The sequence below is a fragment of the Actinomycetospora atypica genome (genome assembly GCF_042653685.1).
Lineage (GTDB): Bacteria > Actinomycetota > Actinomycetes > Mycobacteriales > Pseudonocardiaceae > Actinomycetospora > Actinomycetospora atypica.
In genome coordinates this window covers 1-18,127 of the sequence record NZ_JBHSIV010000041.1, presented here as the reverse complement: position 1 = coordinate 18,127, position 18,127 = coordinate 1, and the positions used below count along the sequence as shown (strand labels likewise).

Annotated in this window: 17 protein-coding genes and 1 pseudogene; 5 read left to right on the top strand and 13 right to left on the bottom strand. The window is 74.8% G+C overall.

The annotated features are described in order from the left end of the window. Nucleotides 1–37: 37 nt before the first annotated feature. Nucleotides 38–1,183: a TetR/AcrR family transcriptional regulator gene (locus tag ACFPBZ_RS25590; protein ID WP_378038943.1), complete on the bottom strand. Its 1,146-nt coding sequence runs from the start codon at nt 1,181–1,183 to the stop codon at nt 38–40. 193 nt (nt 1,184–1,376) lie between these two features. Here ACFPBZ_RS25590 and ACFPBZ_RS25585 point away from each other — a divergent pair, with 193 nt between their 5' ends. After that, nucleotides 1,377–1,802 carry a DUF4333 domain-containing protein gene (locus tag ACFPBZ_RS25585; RefSeq protein WP_378038942.1) on the top strand — a complete coding sequence of 142 codons (426 nt, stop codon included), beginning with the start codon at nt 1,377–1,379 and terminating at the stop codon, nt 1,800–1,802. Nucleotides 1,803–1,817: 15 nt separating this feature from the next. Here ACFPBZ_RS25585 and ACFPBZ_RS25580 read toward each other — a convergent pair whose 3' ends face one another. After that, on the bottom strand, nt 1,818–2,438 hold the full coding sequence (locus ACFPBZ_RS25580) for a TetR/AcrR family transcriptional regulator (protein WP_378038941.1): 621 nt from the start codon (nt 2,436–2,438) through the stop codon (nt 1,818–1,820). Beyond that, a complete protein-coding gene (locus tag ACFPBZ_RS25575; protein WP_378038940.1) occupies nt 2,435–3,700 on the bottom strand; it encodes a cytochrome P450 in 1,266 nt (421 codons plus the stop codon). The genes ACFPBZ_RS25580 and ACFPBZ_RS25575 overlap by 4 nt, the downstream gene beginning before the upstream one ends. A 423-nt stretch (nt 3,701–4,123) precedes the next feature. Between ACFPBZ_RS25575 and ACFPBZ_RS25570 the strand changes: the two genes are divergently transcribed. Further along, nucleotides 4,124–5,074, top strand: a complete 951-nt coding sequence (locus ACFPBZ_RS25570) for a ferritin-like domain-containing protein (RefSeq protein WP_378038939.1) — start codon at nt 4,124–4,126, stop codon at nt 5,072–5,074. Nucleotides 5,075–5,150: 76 nt separating this feature from the next. On the opposite strand, the gene ACFPBZ_RS25565 is transcribed toward ACFPBZ_RS25570, so the two are convergent. The 9 genes and pseudogenes from ACFPBZ_RS25565 to ACFPBZ_RS25525 all read right to left on the bottom strand — a co-directional run bounded on the left by ACFPBZ_RS25565 (nt 5,151) and on the right by ACFPBZ_RS25525 (nt 14,294). Next, nucleotides 5,151–5,840, bottom strand: coding sequence for a response regulator (locus tag ACFPBZ_RS25565; protein ID WP_378038938.1), 690 nt, complete (start codon nt 5,838–5,840; stop codon nt 5,151–5,153). Then, on the bottom strand, nt 5,837–8,470 hold the full coding sequence (locus tag ACFPBZ_RS25560; protein WP_378038937.1) for a sensor histidine kinase: 2,634 nt from the start codon (nt 8,468–8,470) through the stop codon (nt 5,837–5,839). Before ACFPBZ_RS25560 ends, ACFPBZ_RS25565 begins: the two co-directional genes overlap by 4 nt. Nucleotides 8,471–8,497: 27 nt before the next feature. Further along, nucleotides 8,498–9,169, bottom strand: a complete 672-nt coding sequence (locus tag ACFPBZ_RS25555) for a potassium-transporting ATPase subunit C (RefSeq protein WP_378038936.1) — start codon at nt 9,167–9,169, stop codon at nt 8,498–8,500. A gap of 5 nt (nt 9,170–9,174) precedes the next feature. Continuing rightward, nucleotides 9,175–11,198, bottom strand: a pseudogene (kdpB, locus tag ACFPBZ_RS25550) (potassium-transporting ATPase subunit KdpB). A gap of 71 nt (nt 11,199–11,269) precedes the next feature. Next, a complete protein-coding gene (gene kdpA / locus ACFPBZ_RS25545; protein ID WP_378038935.1) occupies nt 11,270–12,946 on the bottom strand; it encodes a potassium-transporting ATPase subunit KdpA in 1,677 nt (558 codons plus the stop codon). Next, the gene (gene kdpF / locus ACFPBZ_RS25540) at nt 12,946–13,041 is read right to left on the bottom strand and encodes a K(+)-transporting ATPase subunit F (RefSeq protein ID WP_378038934.1); all 96 of its coding nucleotides are present in this window, start codon (nt 13,039–13,041) and stop codon (nt 12,946–12,948) included. Before kdpF ends, kdpA begins: the two co-directional genes overlap by 1 nt. Then, entirely contained in the window at nt 13,038–13,247 is a 210-nt protein-coding gene (locus ACFPBZ_RS25535) for a hypothetical protein (protein ID WP_378038933.1), read from the bottom strand. The genes kdpF and ACFPBZ_RS25535 overlap by 4 nt, the downstream gene beginning before the upstream one ends. Nucleotides 13,248–13,335: 88 nt before the next feature. After that, nucleotides 13,336–13,872: a GrpB family protein gene (locus ACFPBZ_RS25530; protein ID WP_378038932.1), complete on the bottom strand. Its 537-nt coding sequence runs from the start codon at nt 13,870–13,872 to the stop codon at nt 13,336–13,338. Continuing rightward, complete coding sequence (locus ACFPBZ_RS25525) at nt 13,869–14,294, bottom strand: group I truncated hemoglobin (RefSeq protein ID WP_378038931.1); 426 nt, start codon at nt 14,292–14,294, stop codon at nt 13,869–13,871. Before ACFPBZ_RS25525 ends, ACFPBZ_RS25530 begins: the two co-directional genes overlap by 4 nt. Before the next feature lie 123 nt (nt 14,295–14,417). On the opposite strand from ACFPBZ_RS25525, the gene ACFPBZ_RS25520 reads away from it, so the two are divergent. From ACFPBZ_RS25520 to ACFPBZ_RS25510, 3 genes are read left to right on the top strand one after another with little or no spacing between them, the layout of a single operon-like run. Continuing rightward, the gene (locus tag ACFPBZ_RS25520) at nt 14,418–15,203 is read left to right on the top strand and encodes an enoyl-CoA hydratase/isomerase family protein (RefSeq protein WP_378038930.1); all 786 of its coding nucleotides are present in this window, start codon (nt 14,418–14,420) and stop codon (nt 15,201–15,203) included. Nucleotides 15,204–15,251: 48 nt separating this feature from the next. After that, entirely contained in the window at nt 15,252–15,602 is a 351-nt protein-coding gene (locus ACFPBZ_RS25515) for a hypothetical protein (protein ID WP_378038929.1), read from the top strand. A gap of 40 nt (nt 15,603–15,642) precedes the next feature. Then, on the top strand, nt 15,643–17,529 hold the full coding sequence (locus ACFPBZ_RS25510) for an ABC transporter ATP-binding protein (protein ID WP_378038928.1): 1,887 nt from the start codon (nt 15,643–15,645) through the stop codon (nt 17,527–17,529). Here ACFPBZ_RS25510 and ACFPBZ_RS25505 read toward each other — a convergent pair. Beyond that, entirely contained in the window at nt 17,508–17,816 is a 309-nt protein-coding gene (locus ACFPBZ_RS25505) for a VOC family protein (RefSeq protein ID WP_378038927.1), read from the bottom strand. The two genes, ACFPBZ_RS25510 and ACFPBZ_RS25505, sit on opposite strands and share 22 nt — an antisense overlap. Nucleotides 17,817–18,127: the final 311 nt, after the last annotated feature.

The following is an 18,127-nucleotide window of genomic DNA, read 5'->3' as shown; positions in this document are numbered from 1 at the left end:
TGCCCACCTCTCCGTCGAAGTGCCGCGGAGCTTATCGTCATTCACTTTCGAGGACCAGGGGCTGCAGCACCGCGCGGGCGAGGGCCGCGATCTCGGCGTCGCGGCCGGGCCGGGCGCGCAGGTGCCGGATGCGCGTGAGGCTGTTGACCACGGCGAGGGCGGCGTGGACCAGGACCCGGGCCTCGCGCACGGCCAGGTCGGGCCGGGCGGCGCGGAGCAGGCCGACCCACTCGGCCACGTACTCGAGCTGGTGGGCCCGGAACGCGGCGTGCCGGTCCCCGGGGAGGTGGACGATCTCCGAGAGCAGGGTCCCGACGAGCTGCGGGTCGGTCGAGGCGAAGGCGGTGTAGTCCTCGACGAGGCCGGCCAGGGCGCCCGCGGCGTCGTCGGCCCGCGCGAGGGCGTGGTGCAGCCCGAGCCAGAGGCGCTCCTCGCCGCGGCGCAGGGCGGCCTCCAGCAGGTCGGCCTTCGTCAGGAAGTGGTGGTAGACGCTGGGGCCGGCGATGCCGGTGGCGGCGCCGATGTCGGCGAGCCCCACCGAGGGGTAGCCCCGCGCGGCGAATAGCCGGATCGCGGCGGCGAGCAGGGCCTCGCGGCGAGACGCCGGGACGAGCCGAGGCGGTTCGTGCGGCACGGCCGCCGACGAGGGCGGGGGGTCGGGGAGCCCGACGACGAGGCAGGCGCGGGCGGCGTCGGCGATCAGGCCGTGGAAGCGGTCGTCGTCGAGCGTGGTGCGGTGGTACGACGGGCTGCCGAGCACCGAGAGGGCGGCCCAGCCCCGGACGTCGGCGTCGGGCCCCGGCACCCTCCCCGCGAGCGAGCCCGCGAGGCGGCGGAGCCGGACGCGGACCGCATGCTGCTCGTCCTCGGGCAGGTGCCCGGCCTCCCGTTCCCAGAGCAGCCCGAAGCCGCGGCGCTCGAGGGCGACGCGGGCGAGCCCGTCGGGGTCGGGCTCGGCCTCCTCGAGGCGGGCGAGGTCCTCGTCAAGCACGGCCAGCAGGAGTTCCTGCTTGCCGCGGACGTGGCGGTAGAGGGCGCTGGCGCCGATGTCGACCGCCGCGGCGACGTCGGCCATCGCGACCCGGTGGTAGCCCTGGCGCGCGAACCGGTCGCGCGCCGCCGCCAGGATCTGCTGCCGGCGGTCGCGGGGCCGCCGCCGCGGCGTCGTCGTCCCGGTCGTCATCATTCCCTTCCAGCCATGTGCTGAGCTAACCATCGTTCACATCGTGGCGCCAGGCCGTGCCCCCGGCCGCCCGCTCCGACTGTCGCCGCGGTGACACACCGAGCGTGACGACGGCGGCAGACCGGCACGAGCTCCGGCGGCACGCTCTCCTCACCGGCCGCGGACCAGCGGCCACCAGCTCCGAGGAGTCCCCATGACGCACCCCGCCGCCCCCGCCCCGTTCTCGTCGCCCGACGCGGCCGGTGGCGCCCACGGCGTCGGCGCACCGCAGGCCCGCCCCGAGGGCACCCCGCCGCCGCGCGCGCCGTGGTGGCGCCGCCCGACGCCGGTCTTCTCCCTCGTGCTCGGCGTCGTCGCGCTCGTGTTCTCGGTGATGCAGCTGGTCGGCGGCATCAGCACCCTGCTCGGCCCCGGGGTGGTGTCCTCGGACCAGGTGGCGGGCGAGATCCAGAGCCGGCTCACCAGCGGGCTCGCGACCTGCCCGGACGACCTGCCCGCCCGCGTCGGCGCGAGCATCGGCTGCACCGTGCTCGACGGCGCCGACACCGTGACCGTCCGCGCCACCGTCACCGCCGTCGACGGGGAGGACGTCAACTACCGCATCGAGACCGTCGGCTGACCCGGCCGGCCGGCCTCAGGCCGAGGCCCGGTCGAGGCCCCGGGAGAGCTCCGCGAGGGCGGCGTCGATCTCCGCCCGCAGCGCGTCGGACGACGGCGCGTCGCCGTCAGGACGATCGAGCCAGCGGTCGAGCCCCAGGCGCATGGCGGCGACGGCCGCCGCCGCGCACACCGAGGGGTAGCGGTCGGTGGCGGAGTCCCCCACCCGGTCGGCGATCGCCGCCGCCAGGGAGGACTCCGCCTCGACCAGCACCGCGAGCTGCCAGGGCAGCAGGGCCGGGGTGGTGCGGATCAGCCGCAGGACCGTGAGGTGGTCCGCGGTCGCGCCGTCCTCCACGGCCATCACCGTCACGACGGCCTCCCCGAGCGCGCGGAGCACCGACTCCGCGCGCGGCCGGGCCCGGAAGCGGTCGACGAGCGCCACGGCACCGTCGCGGGCCGCCGCCACCACCGCCTCCTCCTTGCAGGAGAAGTAGTGCCGGAACGTGCGGGGAGCGATGTCGGCGGCCGCGGCGATCTGGTCGACGGTGACGCGGTCGAGCCCGTCCCGGGCCACCAGCCGCAGCGCCGCCTCGCGGACGGCGAGGCGGGTGGCGAGCTTCTTGCGCTCGCGGAGGCCCGGGACGACGGTCGTCATCCCCAGGCCACCGGCAGCGAGTGCACCCCGAAGATCAGCATGTCGTTGCGCAACGGGACCTCCTCGCGTCCCACGGCCAGACGCAGGTCCGGCAGCCGGGTGACCAGCTCGGACAGCCCCACCCGCATCTCGATGCGGGCGAGCTGCTGGCCGAGACACTGGTGGATGCCGTGGCCGAACGCCAGGTGCGGCACGCGGGGGCGGGTGAGATCCAGGCGGTCGGGGTCGTCCCAGTGGCGGGGGTCGCGGTTGGTCTCGGGCGTCCCGATGACGACCGTGGCGCCGGCCGGGATCGTCACGCCGCCCACCTCGACGTCCGCCGTCGCCACGCGGGTGACCCCGAGCTGGATGATCGACAGGAACCGCAGCAGCTCCTCGACGGTGTCGTCGATCCGCCCCGCGGGGTCGGCGCGCAGGGCGGCGAGCTGGTCGGGGTCGTCCAGCAGGGCGAAGGCGCCGAGCGCGAGCATGTTGGCCGTGGTCTCGTGCCCCGCCCCGAGCAGCACCAGGGCGACGTCGACCAGCTGGGCGTCGGTCAGGGGCGGATCGGCGTCGTGGACGAGCCCGGAGAGCAGGTCGTCGCCCGGCTGCTCGCGCTTGTGGGCCACGAGCCGGGCGATGAAGGCGTACAGCGCGCCGCCCGCCGCGGCCCGCGCCTCGGGGGCGGCGCCGGTGTTCAGCGCGACGGCGCTGTTCTCCTGGAACTCGGCGCGGTCGGCGTAGTCGACCCCGAGGAGCTCGCAGATCATCAGCGACGGGATCGGCAGGGCGTAGGCGGGGACGAGGTCGGCGGTGTCCCCCGCCGAGCGCATCGCCTCGAGGTGCTCGACGGCGATCTCGGTCAGCCGGTCCTCGAGGGCGCGCATCCGTCGCACCGTGAACTGCCCGACGAGCAGCGAGCGCAGCCGGGTGTGCTCGGGCGGGTCCATGAACACGAACATGCCGTCGGTGCGTTCGCCCGGGGCCGGCGCGTCGGGAGCGGGTCCCCCGGTCTCGCCCGGGCCGAGCTGTGTGGCGTCGCGGTGGCGGACCCGGTCGCTCGAGAAGCGCGGGTCGGCGAGGACCCGGCGCGCCTCCTCGAATCCCGTGACCAGCCAGGCCTCGGCCCCGTTGCGCAGGCCCAGGGGCTGGACCCGGTCGGACGTGCGGCGCCCGAGCAGCCCGGGCGCCGGGTCGAACGGGTGGCGCGCGTCGCGCTCCACCAGGTCGGGCGGGAGGACTCCCACCATCGCGACCGGGGAGGAGGTGGTGTCGTCGGTCATGCGGGGCGGCCTCCGAGCGGTGGTGGACGGTCGACCGCGACCCTAGGTATCGGTGCGTGAACGGCAAGTATGCCGATCCGGCATCTTCTGTCGTGCCACTCTCGGCAGGTGACCGGTGCCGCTCGGGACTACGACGACGCCCACGGCGGGCCGGAGCGGGCCCGGGCCGCGCCCGCGCCTTCGCCGGACACGGTCACCCGCAGCCCGACGGCGACGCCCGCTACCCGCTCCTCGCCTTCCGCTGAGCAGCGACGGTGGTTCGGCTCACGTCCGCCTCACGTGTCGCCCACCGCCGTTGGCGGGCAGCCAACATGCGAACGCCGTCGGTGACCGACTCCGAGTCCCGGCGCTCATCCCCGATTCGCCGTGCGGTCACGAGCCGCCGGTGAGAAATGGGAGAACACCTTGGCTATCCACGCCACCATGATCGGCCAGCTCCGCACCCTGCTCACGCTCACGCAGACCGAGGTGCAGATCGCCCGCATCCGCGTCGCCCAGGCCCGCACCGACGCCGTGCGCCGGGAGCTGCAGGAGAACGCCGACAACGCCGAGCGTCGCTCGGCCGAGATCACCCGCGAGCTGCAGCGTCTGGGCGGCGTCGCCGACGTCATCACGCCGCTGGTCGGCCGCCTCGGCGCCCTGGTCAAGGGCACCGTCGAGCAGGCCGAGCCCGTCGACGAGGCCCTCCTCGGCGACCTGCTGCTCGAGCACGAGCTGCACGACCGCGCCATGTACCTCCGCGCCCTCGCCGGCTCGGTGGACGACGCCATCGTCGGCGCGCTCGCCGAGCGCCTGACCACCGCGCACGCCGCCACCGTCGAGTGGCTGTCGACCGTGCTCGCCGAGCAGGCCCTCGGTGGCCCGCCCGCGCTGCGCGCGACGCCGACCCAGGTCGTCGCCGGCGGTCTCACCCGCGCGGTGAACTACCCGGTCAAGTTCGCCCGCGACCAGGTCAACCGCGCCTTCGGGCGCCTGCAGGACACGGGCGACCAGGTCCGCGAGGGCGTCAACCAGGCCGCCGGCAAGGCCGCGCAGTTCAGCGGGAACGCCCGCGACGTGCTGCTCACCGGCCGCAACGCCTCGCTCGAGCGCGCCGAGACCCTGGCGACCCGCCAGGGCGACGTCGACACCGCGCAGGCGCTGCACGAGGCCCGCGCCCGGCTCGGCACGCTGCACGCCTCCGAGCTGCCGATCCGCGAGTACGACTCGCTGAAGGCCTCCGACGCCGCCGAGGCGGCCAAGGGACTCGTCGAGGTGGACGACATCGTGAAGATCGTCCACTACGAGGAGGCCAACAAGAACCGGCAGAGCGTCGTCGCCGCCGCGCAGACGCGCTACGCCACGATCGCCCAGCAGGTCGCCGGCATCCGCTGACGTCCCGCACACGATCCCGCCGGCCGCGGCACCTCCCCGGAGGTGCCGCGGCCGACGTGTGTCGGGTCCAGGACTCTCAGCCGCCGGGCTCGAAGCGGTACCCGCGGCCCGGCTCGGTCAGGAGGTAGCGGGGCCGCGACGGCTCCGGCTCGAGCTTGCGGCGCAGGTGCCCCAGGTAGACCCGCAGGTAGTGGCCCTCGGTACCGTACTGCGGGCCCCACACCTCCTGCAGGAGCTGCTGCTGGGTGACCAGCATCGACGGGTGGCGCACCAGGTGCTCGAGCACACCCCACTCGGTGGGCGACAGGTGCACGTCGGCGCCGTCGCGCACCACTTTCTTCGCCACGAGGTCGACCTCGAAGTCGGGCGTCACCACCCGCGGCTCGCCCTCCCCCGGCACCGCCGCGGCCCGTCGGACCGCCGCCCGTATGCGGGCGAGCAGCTCGGGCATCCCGAACGGCTTGGTCACGTAGTCGTCGGCGCCGCCGTCGAGCGCGGCCACCTTGTCGCCCGCGTCGGTGCGCGCCGAGAGCACGATCACCGGCATCGCGCTCCACCCGCGGATGCCCTCGAGCACCTCCAGCCCCCCGATGTCGGGCAGGCCGAGGTCGAGCACGACGACGTCGGGCGCGGGCCGGTCCGCCGCGGCCCGCAGCGCCCCGGCGCCGGTGGCCACCGGGACCACGGTGTGGCCGTGGGCGGTGAGGTTGATGCGCAGGGTCCGCAGGAGGTGGGGGTCGTCGTCGACGACGAGCACCCGGCTCACGGGACCGACACGGGCGCCGGGACGGCCGCCCGCGGCAACGTCAGCACCATCGTCAGGCCGCCGCCGGGGGTCTCCTCGGGGTCGAGCGAGCCGCCCATCGCCCGGGCGAACCCGCGGGCCACGTGCAGGCCGAGCCCCAGCCCGGCCGACGAGCCGTGCGAGTCGTGGTCGCCGAGGTGCTGGAACGCGGTGAACAGCTCGGTGTCGCGGGCCACGCCCGGACCGCGGTCGACCACGCGCAGCTCCACGCGGTCGTCGTGGGCGCTGGTGCGCAGGACCACCGGCCCGTCGCCGCCGTGGCGCACGGCGTTGTCGATCAGGTTCGCGACGATGCGTTCGGCGAGGCCCGGGTCGGCGACCACCTCGTCCGGTTCCCCGGGCGGGCCCGGCGCGATCTCGACGCGGTCGCGCGCCTCGGGGGTCGGCAGGGCGGCCACGGCGGCGTCGACGATCTCCGCGATCCCCACGGTGGTGCGGTGCGGGGTGATCGCGCCGGTCGCGAGGCGGGAGGAGTCGAGGAGGTTGTCGACGAGGGCGACGAGCCGGTCGCCCGACTCCTCCACCGTCGCGAGCAGCTCCTCGCGGTCGAGGGGGTCGAGGCGCAGCGCCGGATCACGCAGGCTCGACACGGCGGCCTTGATCGCGGCGAGCGGGGTGCGCAGGTCGTGCCCGACGGCCGAGAGCAGTGCGGTGCGCAGGCCACCGGCCTCGGCGCGCCGGGTCGCGTCGACCGCCTGGGCGCTGATCCGCCGGTTGCGCAGGGCGAGCAGCGCCGGGCCGGCGACGGCGGCGAAGAGCCGGTTCTCGGCGGCGGTGAGCGTGCGCCCCGCCCCGACGAGGTGCGAGCCCTCGTCGATCTCGACGTCGGCGTCGGCCTCGGCGGGCCCGCCCGCGAAAGCCTCCGAGCTGCCCGGGTCGGCCCGGGCGGTCTCCGTCCACGTCGACCCCGCCCCACGCTCGAGCACCGCGACCGCGGTGAACCCGAACGCCTCGCGCACCCGCTCGAGCAGGCGCGGCAGCGGGTCGGACCGCGAGATCACCACGCGGGCGAACGAGGTGAGCAGCTGCGCCTCGGTGCGGGCCTGCGCGGCCTGGGCGGCCCGGCGGTCGGCCCGGTCGACCACGGCGGCGACCAGCACGGCGATGAGCAGCATCGTCGTGACCGCCACGAGGTCCTCGAACCGGCCGATCGTGAAGGTGTGCAGGGGCGGGGTGAAGAAGTAGTTGAGCAGCGCCCCGCCGAACAGCGCCGCCACCACGGCCGGCACGAGACCACCGATGATCGCGGTGAGGACCGTGGCGAGGAAGAAGGCGACGGTGTCGGTGGACAGGCCGACCACGGGGAACGACCACCCGAAGCCCGCGGCCAGCAGCGGGAGGACGACCGCGGCCGGCCAGCCCCGGGCAGCCCGCCGGCCCCGCAGGAGGCGCCCGAGGCGGGGCCACCACCCGGCGTCCCCGGCCCGGTCGACGGCGGGGAGCGCCTCGACGTGGGAGACGAGGTGGACGTCGATCGGCCCGGCCGCGGCCACCGCGCGGGCCCCGATCCCGGGGTCGACCAGCCGGGCGAACCGGGAGCGCCGCGAGGTGCCGAGCACGAGCTGCGTGGCGTTGGCCCCGCGGGCGAAGTCGAGCAGGGCGGCCGCCACGTCGTCGCCGACCACGGTGTGGAAGGACGCCCCGACCTCCTTGGCGAGCCGGCGCAGGTCGCGACCGCGACCGGTGTCGCGGACGGCGACGCCGTCGCCGCGCAGCACCTGGACGCACAGCAGGTCGGCCGCGCCCGCCCGCCGGGCGATCCGGGCGGCGCGGCGCAGCACCGTGAGGCTCTCCGGGCCGCCGGTGACGGCGACGACCACCCGCTCGCGGGCCTCCCACACCTCGTCGATCTGCTCGTCGGCGCGGTAGCGGCGCAGCGCCACGTCCACCTGGTCGGCCACCCACAGCAGCGCGAGCTCCCGCAGCGCGATGAGGTTGCCGGTGCGGAAGTAGTGCGCGAGCGAGGCGTCGATGCGCTCGGCCGGGTAGACGTTGCCGTGCGCGAGCCGGCGCCGCAGCGCCTCGGGCGTGATGTCGACCAGCTCCACCTGCTCGGCGGCGCGGACCACCTCGTCGGGAACGGTCTCCTGCTGGCGCGTGCCGGTGATCCGCTCGACGACGTCGTGCAGCGACTCCAGGTGCTGCACGTTGACCGTGGAGACGACGTCGATCCCCGCGGCGAGGATCTCCTCGACGTCCTCGTGGCGCCGGGCGTGCCGGCTGCCGGGGGCGTTGGTGTGGGCGAGCTCGTCGACCACCACCACCTCGGGCGCCCGCGCCAGCACGGCCTCGACGTCGAGCTCGGAGAGCGTGGTGCCCCGGTGGACGACGGTGCGCCGGGGCAGCACCTCGAGCCCCTCGAGCAGGTCGGCGGTGCGGGCGCGGCCGTGCGTCTCGACGAGCCCGACGACGACGTCGGTCCCCCGGTCGCGCCGCCGCCGCGCCTCGCAGAGCGCCGCGTAGGTCTTGCCCACGCCCGGGGCCGCGCCCAGGTGGATGCGCAGCTCCCCGCGCCCGGGGTCGCTCCGCACCGACTCCCGGCCCGCCGGCCGGGAGTCGTACCGCCCGGCTCCGTCCTCCACGTGCTCCATCCTGGACCAGACCCCCGACGACGTCCGCTATCGCAGACCCGGACGGGTGGCCGCGAGCGCCGCGTCGAGCTCCGGGACGTTCACCGTCGGCTCCCCGAGCACGCCGAGCACCCGGCCGCGCGTGGCCTCGGCGACGAGGGCGCGCACCCGGTCCTCGCCCAGCCCGGTCACCCGCGCCACCCGCGGCACCTGCAGGTCCGCGTAGGCCGGGCTGATGTCCGGGTCGAGCCCGGAGCCCGACGCCGTCACGGCATCGTCGGGAACCCTCCCCGGCGCGACCTGCTCGCGCCCGGCGATCGCCGCGCGGCGCTCCGCGACGGCCGTCACGAGGTCGTCGGCGGTGGTGGCGAGGTTCGAGCCGCCCGAGGTCGACGGGTCGGCCGGGCCGAGTCCCGCCGTCGCGGTGTCCGGCGCCGACGCCGAGGGCCGCAGGTGGAACCAGGGGTCGGCGGCCGGGTCGGCCGGGACGGGGTCGATCCCGATCAGGGAGGAGGCGCCGCCGGCCGTCACCGAGCCCTCGGCGCGCTCGTGCAGGCCGGGGAGCCGCGAGACGCCCCAGACGACGGCGGGGTAGACGACCCCGAGGACGACGGTGGCGACGAGCATCAGCCGCAGGGCCGGCCCGAGCTGGCGGAGCAGGCCGCGCAGTACCGGCGTGGCCGGGGTGTCGGTGGGTTCTTCGTCGAGAGTGGTGCTCACGTGGGTCACCCGATCCCCGGGATCAGCCGGACGACGAGGTCGATGAGGGGGATGGCGAGGAACGGCACGATCACGCCGCCGACGCCGTAGACCAGCAGGTTCCGCCGGAGCATCTGCTCCGAGCTGACCGGCCGGAACCGCACGCCGCGCAGGGCGAGCGGGATGAGCGCGATGATGATCAGGGCGTTGAACACGACCGCCGAGAGGATCGCCGACTCCGGCGTGGCCAGGCCCATCACGTTGAGCAGGCCCAGCTGCGGGTACAGCGCGGCGAACATCGCGGGCAGGATCGCGAAGTACTTGGCGAGGTCGTTGGCCACCGAGAACGTCGTCAGCGCCCCGCGGGTGACCAGCAGCTGCTTGCCCACCTCGACGATGCCGATGAGCTTCGTGGGGTCGGAGTCGAGGTCGACCATCGACCCGGCCTCCTTGGCCGCGGTCGTGCCGGTGTTCATGGCGACCCCGACGTCGGCCTGGGCGAGCGCCGGGGCGTCGTTGGTCCCGTCGCCGGTCATCGCGACGAGCCGCCCGCCGCGCTGCTCGCGCCGGATCAGGGCGAGCTTGTCCTCCGGGGTGGCCTCGGCGAGGACCTCGTCGACCCCCGCCTGATCGCCGATCGCGCGGGCGGTCAGCGGGTTGTCGCCGGTGACCATCACCGTGCGGATGCCCATGGCCCGCAGGTCGGCGAAGCGCTCGGCGATCCCGGGCTTGACCACGTCGGAGAGCTCGACGACGCCGCCGAGCTGCACCCCGGCGGGCGACACCTGCCCGCAGACCAGGGGCGTCCCGCCGCGCCCGGAGATCTCCTCGGTGGTGCGGCGGACGCGCTCCTGCGCCGCGGGGTCGACGCCGCCGTGCTCCTCGAGCCACGCCAGGACGGAGGCGACGGCGCCCTTGCGGATGCTCGCCCCGTCGACGTCCACCCCCGACATGCGAGTGGTCGCGGAGAAGGACACGAACTCCGCGCGGGCCTCGTCCGCCGACGCCTCGGCCGGCAGGCCGTACCGCTCCGCGCACAGCCCCACCACCGAGCGTCCCTCCGGTGTCCCGTCGGCCAGGGAGGCCAGCCGCGCGAGGCGGGCGAGCTCCTCGACCGACGTCGCGCCCGCGGGGTGCAGGTCGGTGGCCCGCCGGTTGCCGTAGGTGATCGTGCCGGTCTTGTCGAGCAGCAGCGTCGACACGTCGCCGGCGGCCTCGACCGCCCGGCCCGACGTGGCGAGCACGTTGCGCTGGACGAGCCGGTCCATCCCGGCGATGCCGATCGCCGAGAGCAGCGCGCCGATCGTCGTCGGGATGAGGCAGACGAGCAGGGCGACGAGCACGACGAGCGACTGCGGCTGCCCCGAGTACACCGCCATCGGCTGCAGGGTCACCACCGCGAGCAGGAAGACGATCGTCAGGGCGGAGAGCAGGATCGACAGGGCGATCTCGTTGGGAGTCTTCTGCCGCTGCGCGCCCTCGACCAGCGCGATCATCCGGTCGACGAAGGACTCCCCCGGCCTCGCGGTGACCTGCACGACGATGCGGTCGGACAGCACCGTCGTCCCGCCAGTGACCGCGGACCGGTCGCCCCCGGACTCCCGGACCACCGGCGCGGACTCGCCGGTGATCGCGGACTCGTCGACAGTGGCGATGCCCTCGACGACGTCGCCGTCGCCGGGGATCGTCATGCCGGCCTCGACGACCACCCGGTCGCCGGGCCGCAGCTCGGTCGCCGCCCGCTCGGAGCCGTCGAGCATGCGGGCGACGGTGCCGGTGCGGGTCCGGCGCAGCGCGTCGGCCTGGGCCTTCCCCGGCCCTCCGCGACGGCCTCGGCGAGGTTGGCGAACAGGACCGTGAACCACAGCCAGACGGCCACCAGCCAGGCGAACGCGCTGGGGTCGACGACCGCCGCCACGGTCACGACCACCGAGCCGACCCACACGACGAACATGACCGGGTTGCGGAGCTGCACCCGGGGGTCGAGCTTGCGCAGCGCGAGCGGCACCGCCGCGAGCAGCGCGCGGGGATGGAACGCGCCCGCGGCCACCGCCCGGCCGGAGCCGGACGGGCGCTCCGGTGGGGCGGCCGTCCCGGAGGACGGCGTGAGGACCGACGAGGTCACTGGATCGCTCCGATCTGGGCGGGGTTCGTGAGGCCCTCGGCGATCGGGCTCAGGGCCAGGGCGGGCAGGAAGGTGATGGCGCTGACGAGGACGACGGTCGCGACGACGAGCCCCGTGAACAGCGGCGTGCCGGTGCGCAGCGTCCCGGCCGACTCGGCGCGGCGGGGCTGGGCCGACAGGAACCCGGCGAGCGCGAGGACCGCGAGGATCGGGAGGAAGCGGCCGAGGAGCATCGCCGCGCCCAGCGCGATCTGGAAGAACGGCGAGGTGACGGTGAGCCCGCCGAACGCCGAGCCGTTGTTGTTGGCGGCGGAGGCGAACGCGTAGAGCACCTCGGACAGGCCGTGCGGGCCGCTGTTCGTCAATGCGTCGCCGGTCCCGGGCAGGACGACGGCCGCGCCGGTGCCGAGCAGCACGAGCGCCGGCATGACGAGCACGACGACGGCCGCGCACGTCACCTCGCGGCGCCCCAGCGACTTGCCCAGCAGCTCCGGGGTCCGCCCGACCATGAGGCCGGCGAGGAACACGGCGATGATCGCGACGACGAGGATCGAGTAGAGCCCGGCGCCGACCCCGCCCGGCGAGAGCTCGCCGAAGAGCATGTTGAGCAGCGCCCCGCCGCCGCCGAACGCGGTGTAGGAGTCGTGCAGCGAGTTCACCGCGCCCGTCGAGGTCCCGGTGGAGGTGTCGGCGAACAGCGCCGACGACCCGATCCCGAAGCGGGTCTCCTTGCCCTCCATCCCGCCGCCGGTCGCCGCCGGGGCGTGGGCCTCGGCGGCCCAGATGACGGCGAGCATCCCGCCCCACAGCACCGCCATCACCGCGAGGAGCGAGACGCCCTGCCGGAACGAGCCGACCATCCGGCCGAAGGTGCGGGTGAACGCCACCGGGATCACCAGCATCGCGAGGATCTCGAGCAGGTTCGTGCCGGCGTTCGGGTTCTCGAAGGGGTGCGCCGAGTTGGCGTTGAGGATGCCGCCGCCGTTGGTGCCGAGCATCTTGATCGCCTCCTGCGAGGCGACCGGGCCGATCGCGGCGACGGTCGAGGCGCCGTCGGGGCCCGTCAGGGAAACGCCGGCGCGGAAGCTCATGACGACGCCGCCCGCCACCAGGACGACGGCGAGCACCGTCGCGACCGGCAGCAGGATGCGCACCGTGCCGCGGGTGATGTCGACCCACGCGTTGCCGATGCGGCCGCTGCGCGAGCGGACGAAGCCGCGCACGAGCGCCACGGCCACCGCCATGCCGACGGCCGCGGAGACGAAGTTCTGCACCGCGAGCGCGGCCGCGTTCGCGACGTGGCCCATCGTCGACTCGGGCACGTAGGACTGCCAGTTGGTGTTCGTGACGAACGAGATCGCCGTGTTGAACGCGACGGACGGGTCGACCGCGCCCCTCCCCGCGGACAGCGGCAGGAGGCCCTGCACCCGCTGCACCAGGTAGACCAGCAGCACCCCGACCAGGGAGAACGCGAGGATCGCGAGCGCGTAGGTGCCCGGGCGCTGGTCGGCGTCCGGGTCGACGCGCCCGACCCGGTAGACGGCGCGCTCCACGCGCCAGTGCCGCTCGTCGGTGTAGACCCGCGCCATCCAGTCACCCAGGGGACGCCACGCCGCCGCGAGCAGCACCAGCAGGACGACCAGCTGCAGCAGCCCCGCTGCCGTGTCCGACATCAGAACCACTCCGGGCGCAGCAGGGACACCACGAGGTAGAGCAGCAGCCCGAGCGCGACGATCCCGCCGACGACGTCGCCGGCCACCCCGCTCACAACCGCTCCAGCCCGCGCGCCGCGAGCACCAGGACCGCGAACATCACGATCACCAGGCCCACGTAGAGGAGGTCCGCCACGTCCGCCGTCCGTTCCGGCCGGGCGGCCCTCTTCGCGGGCCGCCGTAGGAGGTCCACCGTGGCCCCGGACGGAGCGCCCGGACCGGACGTTGACGCGTCGTTGACGCCGGCGACGGGGGTGTTCACGCCCCGACGACGGCCCGGACGCCAGGTTGATCGATTTCTCGGTGAGGGACCGTTCGGTCCGCGCCCCGTTCCTTCACACGGAAGTCGATCAACTACGCAGCAGCGCCGCGATGACCGGGCCCTTGGCCGCGCGGTAGGCGGCGAGGTCGCGGTAATCGCCCGCGAGGCCGCGGCGGACGTCGGTGTAGCGGCGGGCGGCGGCGGGGTCGGCGCGCAGCAGGTCGCGCAGCCGGCGACGGTCCTCCGCCGCGGCATCGTCGGGACGCAGCAGCGCGACCTCGACGGCGGTGGGGCACGGGACATCGTCGGGGCGGGCGGAGCGCGACCAGACACCGACGCCGCGCTCGTCGAACTCCCGCGCCTCCAGCGCGGTCCGCAGCGCCTCGTCGTCGGGATCGTCGACGACGGCGAGGAGGTCGACCTGGGCGACCGCGGGCAGGTCGGGGACGGCCGTGGCGCCGACGTGCTCGATCCCGCGCAGGCCCGGCAGGCCGGCGAGGCGCGCGGTCCAGCGGCGCGCCTCGTCGGGCCAGGAGGGGTCGGGCGCGGCCAGGGCGACCCGCCGCGGACGCGGCCAGGTGGCCGAGGCGCGCTGCAGGTCGAGGTCGAGCCCCTCCTCGCTCACGCCGCGGCGGGCTCCAGCGCGCCGACCTGCTCGACCTTCTGCTGCTCGACGACCTCCGGGCGGTAGTGCTCGATGATCTCCATGAACTCCGCGGTCTCGGCGGCGGGGACCCCCAGGAAGCGCAGCGTCGCCTCGATCTCGAACCGCACCGCGTCGAAATGCTCGTTGGTGATGTGCAGCGTGGTGTGCGCCGCGATCATGTCCAGGCCCGGGTAGCACTTCGGTCCGCCCGTGGCCTCGATCGACCACGCCGTGACCAGGAACTTGTAGCCCGGACCGTTGGCGGGATCGCCGTGGTGGGCGTGCACCGCCTCGTTCGCGTTGACGCCGGCGTTCTCGAACAGCCGGTCGACCAGGACGTCGACCGCGCCGGCGATCGCGTAGGTCCCGCCGAGGCGTTCGTAGAGAGAGGTGCTGCTCATGGTGGTGGCCTCCCCAGCTCCGAGGTGATCCAGACCACTGTGCACAGGGGATCGCGTCCAGGTCAATAGCGCGCAACCGGTCGCCCGTTGCCCGGCGGCGCCCGCTGGGCGAGGCTTCGGACCGTGCCGATCCGTGTCCGGGAAGACCCGCACGACGACCGCGTCGTCGTCATCACCATCGACCGCCCGGAGGCGCGCAACGCGCTCGATCCCGACCACCAGCGCGACCTCGGGGCGGCCGTCGCGGCGTTCGAGGCCGACCCGACGAAGCTCGTCGGCGTCCTCACCGGCGCCGGGGACTCGACGTTCTCGGCCGGGGCCGACCTCAAGGCGCTCGTCCCGGCCTACCGCGAGGCGGTCCGTGCCGGGGAGGACCCGGAGTGGAACTTCGGCGGGTTCACCGCGACGACGCGGCACAAGCCGCTGATCGCCGCCGTCAACGGCCACGCCCTCGCCGGCGGCCTCGAGATGGCGCTCGCCTGCGACATCCGCCTGTGCAGCCCGAACGCCACCTTCGGGCTCGCCGAGACCAAGTGGGCGATCATCCCCGGGGCGGGCGGCACGGTGCGGCTCCCCCGGGCCGTGCCGCTGGGGCTCGCGATGGAGATGATCCTCTCCGGCGAGCCGATCGACGCCGCCGAGGCCCACCGCACCGGGCTGGTCAACCGGGTCGTCGAGCCGCCCGACCTGGTCGAGGCCGCCTGCACGCTGGCCCGCTCGATCGCCGCGAAGGGGCCCCTCGCCGTCCGCGCCGCCCGCGAGCGGGTCCTCGACGGCCTCGGGCTCGACCACGCGACCGCCATGGCCCGCGAGCACGAGGCGTTCCTCGCCGTGATGCGCACCGACGACGCCGTGGAGGGCCCCCGGGCCTTCGCCGAGAAGCGCCCGCCGCGCTACCGGGGTGCCTGAGTAGTTCCCCGGTCCCGACGACGCGCGGGCGCGAGCAGGGTCCTCCCCATGACGATCCTGGCCCCCGCTCCTCGTCCGCGCGGCACCGTGTCCGTCCTCGCCGCCGTGCACGCGGCGGTGCTCCTGGCGGTCGGCGGCCTCGTCGGGACGGTCTCCCTGCTGCCGATCGCCATGGCCGCCGACTCGTGCCGCAGCACCAGCACCGAGTTGCTCTGCACCGGGATCCCGCAGCTCGTGGCGCTCGCGGTGATCGGGCTCGGCGTGGTCGCCGCGGGCGTCGTCGCGGCGCTCGGCGCCCGCCGCGGCGGGTGGGGCGCCCTGGCCCATGCCCTCGGCGGCTGGGTCACGCTCGCGACGAGCCTCGTGGTCGCGGGACTGGTCCTCTGGCTCTCGGCCTGAACCCGGCGACATCGTCGGACCCCTGTCGCACACTCGCGGCATGGGGGAACCGTTGATCGGGGCCGAGGACGTCGAGGCGCCCGCGTGGGCACTCGGCATGCAGGCGACGGCCGAGGCGGGGTTGTTCGCAGTCCTGCGTCAGGTTCCACGGACGGCCGCGACTCTCGTGCGGTGGGCCTGGCGGGCGGCACCGCGTTGGACCGCCGCCACCGCGGTGATCCAGGTGGTCTCGGGAGTGGTCACCGCCTCGGGCCTGTTGGCCACCGCGTCGGTCTTCTCCGAGCTGCTCTCCGAGGGCCCGACCCCGGAGCGGCTCGTGGCGGCCCTGCCCTCTCTCGCCCTCGTCGCCGGCGCGCTCGTCCTGCGCGGCGGCCTCGACGCCCTCTCGGGCGCGTCGAGCGCCGTCCTGGTCCCGTTGGTCGAGCAGCACGCCCAGGGCGAGTTGTACGGGGCGCTCGTCCGGGCCGACCTCGTGGCGTTCGAGGACCCCGACTTCACGGCACTGATCGAACAGGCCGACCACGCTCTCCCGAGAATCCGACAGGGCGCTCTGATGGTCGGGGACCTCGTGGCCGGCACGATCTCGGTCCTCGCGGCCACCGTCACGGCCGGCATCGTGCACCCGCTCCTGGCCCCGGTCGTCCTGCTCGCTGCGCTCCCCCAGGCGTGGGCGAGCCTGCGGGGCATCCGACTGATGTTCGCGTCCCACCTGGCCATGACCTCCCGGATGCGGCGCCTCGGCGTCACGGGCTCCCTCATCTCCGAACGCTCGGCGGCCGCGGAGGTCCGCGCGTTCACCACGCAGGACGTTCTCCTGGCCGAGCACGAGCGCATCGCGGCGGACCTCGCGGCGGAGGGCGTGCGGGTCGCCCACCGGCGCAACGTCCTGACGACGTTCGGCCGCGCCCTGTCGGGTGTCGGGGCCGCCCTCGGCTACCTGGTGCTGGGGCTGCTGCTCTACCTCGGCGGACTTCCCCTCGCCCTCGCCGGTACTGCGGTCATCGCCATGCGCACCGCGGCGACGGCGGTGGTCTCCACGGTCACCGAGGCCAACCTGCTCTTCGAGGCCGGCCTGTTCATCGACCTCTACCGCGAGTGCGTCGTGCAGGCACGCCGCCGACGTCGCACCGTGGTCCCCGCGACCGGCGCCACTCCGGTCCCCGATCCGATCGAGCTCCGGGGCGTCTCCTTCCGCTACCCCGACCAGGAGCACGACGCCGTCCACGACGTGGACCTCGTCCTGCGGCGCGGGGAGACGATCGCCCTCGTCGGGGAGAACGGCTCGGGCAAGTCGACGCTGGCGAAGCTCGTCGTCGGGCTCTTCCTGCCCGATGCCGGCGAGGTGCGATGGTCGGGCGTCCCGACGACGGCGATCGATCCCCGGGTGCTGCACGACCAGGTGGCCCTGGTCCTCCAGGAGCCGCTGCGCTGGCCCATGACCGCTGCCAACAACATCCGCATCGGACGGCTCACGCGCGACGACGAGGACGCCTACGACGACGCGCTCCATCGCTCCGGGGCCCGGGACGTGCTCCTGGGTCTGCCGCAGGGCGAGGCGACGGTCCTGTCCCGGGAGTTCCAGCGCGGTCGCGATCTCTCGGGCGGCCAGTGGCAGCGCATCGCGGTCGCCCGGGGCCTCTACCGCGACGCCCCGCTCGTCGTCGCGGACGAGCCCACCGCCGCGCTCGACGCCCGCGCGGAGCACGGCGTCTTCACGGCGCTGCACGAGCTCGCGGCCGGACGCGACCGGGTGACCGTGCTCGTCACGCACCGACTCGCCAACATCCGCAGCGCCGATCGGATCGTCGTGATGGACCGTGGTCGGATCGTCGAGGAGGGGACGCACGAGGCGCTGATGGAGACCGATGGGCTCTACGCCGAGCTGTTCCGGCTCCAGGGGTCCGCCTACTCCGAGCCCTCCCGGTAGACGCTCAGTTCGACGAGGTTCGCGTCCGGGTCGCGGACGTAGAGGCTCTCCATCGTTCCTTGCGCGCCGGTGCGCTCCACGGGCCCGATCTCGATCTCCACCCCGGCGTCCCGGAGCTCCGTGGCCACGGCGTCGAGCGGACCGTCGACGACGAAGCAGAGATCGGCACTGCCGGGTGTCGGCCGCAGGGCGTGCGGCTCGACCGGCGCCGCCGCGTCGTGCAGGTTGATCTTGCTCGCCCCGAAGGTGACGGCCTTGCGCCCCTCGCCGAAGGTCACCTCCGTCATCCCCAAGCAGGTCGCGGTAGAAGGCGAGCGAGGCCTCCATGTCGGCGACGGTGAGGACGAGGTGGTCGAGCCGGTCGATGCGCACGCGGGGGCACGGTAGGGCATGGCGATCGTTGCCAATCCGTGATGCGTCGTCGGCGGTCGTCCTGGGCTTTTCCCTCCGTGATTGTCGGGGGTTCGATCTAGTGTTCGAATCATGACAGCGGTGGTGGACCACGACGCGGCACCGGCCGCCGACCCCACCGGGCTGCCCGGACAGTGGGTCGACGCCGGGATGAGCGCCCAGTTCGCCGCCGCGAACACCCAGGCCT